This is a genomic window from Mongoliibacter sp., from assembly GCF_007692705.1.
Taxonomy (GTDB): Bacteria; Bacteroidota; Bacteroidia; order Cytophagales; family Cyclobacteriaceae; genus Mongoliibacter.
On the sequence record NZ_REBN01000003.1, the window covers coordinates 1 to 2,680 of the forward strand.

Annotated in this window: 1 protein-coding gene; it reads left to right on the forward strand. The window is 41.2% G+C overall.

Features of this window, described 5'->3' with window-relative positions; genetic code table 11:
- Positions 1-139: 139 nt before the first annotated feature.
- The coding region (locus EA341_RS00035; RefSeq protein WP_293010637.1) for a M14 family zinc carboxypeptidase at positions 140-2,680 on the forward strand (2,541 nt) is incomplete at its 3' end.

Here is a 2,680-nt window from a genome sequence, read left to right on the forward strand (position 1 = left end):
ATCCAAAGGTCTCTCTCAAAAATAATCAACCAATATTTTAGATTCACTTCCGAGTTTTTACACAAAGGGTATTGAGCTTTAGCCGCTTCTTAAGCATTTTGTACCATCTTTCTTTTCTTCAAACCTTAATCGCAATATCATGAAAAGACATCCATTTCTTTTACTTTGTTTTTTGATCAGTATGACTGCAGCTTTGGCCCAAAAAAGCCCAAAATCCACTGTCGATATACCTCTTTCATACTATTTACCAGAAGGCTTTAATTACAATTCTGAAATCCCTGAACCTCAAGACTTTTTTGGTTTCCAGGTCGGAGAATGGAATCCCGCTTATGAGCAAATTCTCAGGTACTTTGAAAAATTAGCTGAAAGTTCACCGAGAGCTGAATTCCAAATCATCGGATATACCTATGAAAAAAGACCACAGGCAATCCTAACTATCAGTGCTCCCTCCAACATCAATCAGCTGGACCAAATCAAAGCTGACAGAAAAAAACTTAGGGATCCTGATTCCAATATAGATTATACCAAAACTCCATTGGTCATGGCTGCCGGATATTCTGTACATGGCAATGAGGCGAGTGCAATCAGCTCCTCCATCCTTGCTGCCTATCATTTTGTGGCAGCCCAGGAAATAGAAAATGATCTGGAAAACATCATTGTCATGATTGACCCTGCGCTCAATCCAGATGGTTATAGCCGATACTCTACTTGGGTGAATTCACATCGGTCCTATAACTTGAACGGAGACAAGAACAACAGAGAACTTTCCGAAGCATGGCCTGGAGGAAGAGGAAATCACTATTGGTTTGATCTCAACAGAGACTGGCTTTTGGTTCAGCATCCTGAATCCAGAAATCGAGTTGCTGCATTTCAGGAATGGCTTCCCAATATTTATTTGGATTACCATGAAATGGGCACCAATTCAACCTTTTTCTTTCAACCGGGCATTCCCAGCAGGGACCACCCTCTTACTCCCAAAAAAAATCTTGAGCTTACTGAGAAGATGGGAAATTACCATGCAAAAGCTCTGGATGAAATCGGGTCACTCTACCATACCAAAGAAAGCTTTGATGAATATTATTTCGGCTACGGCTCTACCTATCCGGATATCCAAGGCTCCATAGGGATTCTATTCGAACAGGCTTCTTCAAGAGGACATTTGCAGGAAAGTGATTACGGTCCCCTTCCCTTTGCCTTCACTATCAGAAATCAGTTCAGAACCAGCATCAGTTCATTTGAAGCAGCTGTGGACATGAGGGAAGAGATCGTGAAGTTTATGCATGACTTCTACAAAGAGTCTATCAAGGAGGCTACATCAGACAGCAACCAAGCCTATATTTTTGGAAGCACAGAAGATGCCGCAAGAAGTTTTCATCTGGCCGAAATGATTCTCCAGCATGACATAGAGGTATTTGCACTCAATGAAGACATCACGATAAACAGTGTGGATTTCCAAAAAGAAAAATCATATATCGTACCTCTGAAACAACCTCAATACAATTTGATCAAAGCTATTTTTGAAACCAGAACTGATTTCCAAGACAGTCTTTTTTATGATGTCTCAGCCTGGACCATGCCCATGTCCTTCAATCTGGATTATATGGCCATGAGCAGTAGGATTTTAAATGTGGCTAATGTCACCAAACTGGAAAAAGACGAAAAGCTCAAAAAAGGTGAAATGTTAGCTGAGGAAAAAGACTTGGCATTTGCTTTCGAATGGAGTGATTATTATGCGCCCAAGCTGGCCTATCAAATGCTCAGTAATGGACATTTGGTAAGGGTAGCCCATGAACCCTTCAAACTTGAGAGCGGCAAAGAATTGCAAAAAGGAACCATCATTGTCAGCACCAAAAGAGACGCTAAAGAGGATGCTAAGGAGAAACTTTATCAAGATTTGAAAAAGCTAGCCGAAGAAAATGCCATCAACGTTTATGGTATTTCAAGTGGATTGACCGGAGGGATTAACCTAGGCTCACCAAACATAGATGTACTCAAAGAACCAAAAATCGCATTACTTGTAAGTATGGGAGTCAATAGCCTTGAAGCTGGAGAGATATGGCACCTGCTGGACCAAAGAATGGATATCCCCATCACCCTTTTGGCCACAGAGAGACTTTCCTCATCGGAACTGGATAAATACACTGTGATCGCTATGCCAAATGGCACATACAGCAATCTTGGAGAAAAAGATTTTGAAAAACTAAAATCTTGGATAAGCTCTGGAGGTACCCTAGTAGCGCGAGGTGGTGCATTAGCTGTGCTGGACAAGCAGAAAGTCGTTTCATTTGAATTTAAAAAAGAGGATGAGGATAGTAAAAAAGAGCTAAAACCATACGAGGATTTTGTCAAAAATACGGGAGCAAGATTAACCAGGGGAACCATTTTCCACGCAAAGCTCGACACTTCCCACCCACTAGGTTACGGGTATTCCAAACCTGAAATATATAGTTTCAGGAATGACAACCAATTCCTGGAACAAGCTGAAAACCCCTACTCAAACCCCCTTATTTATACAGAAAATCCATTGGCAAGTGGCTATATCCATCCCGAAAATCTGGAGTTTGCAAAAAATACAGCTGCCCTACAGGTCAAATCTTTAGGCCAAGGAAAGGTAATTGCCTTTGGGGACAGTCCTAATTTCAGGGCAATTTGGTTTGGAACCAATAAGCTGTATCTGAAT